Here is a 304-nt window from a genome sequence, read left to right on the forward strand (position 1 = left end):
GGCCGCGCCACCCGCGCACGGGCCCAGCATCACCGAGATCTGCGGGATCACCCCGGAGGCCCTGGTGTTGCGCTGGAAGATGCCGCCGTAACCGGCGAGCGCGGAGACGCCCTCCTGGATACGGGCGCCCGCGCCGTCGTTCAGCGAGACCAGCGGGGCCCCCGCCGCGATGGCCATGTCCATGATCTTGTGGATCTTCGTGGCGTGGGCCTCGCCCAGCGCGCCGCCGAAGATACGGAAGTCATGGGCGTAGACGAAGACCGTACGGCCCTCCACCGTGCCCCAGCCGGTGATCACACCGTCC

The 304-nt window shown here is 70.7% G+C and carries 1 protein-coding gene; it reads right to left on the reverse strand.

The window, feature by feature from the left end; all coding sequences use genetic code 11:
- Positions 1-304: carboxyl transferase domain-containing protein (locus IG08_RS0153520; RefSeq protein WP_275937287.1), on the reverse strand; the 304-nt coding region annotated here is incomplete at both ends.

The organism is Streptomyces fulvoviolaceus (assembly GCF_000718165.1).
Taxonomy (GTDB): domain Bacteria; phylum Actinomycetota; class Actinomycetes; order Streptomycetales; family Streptomycetaceae; genus Streptomyces; species Streptomyces fulvoviolaceus.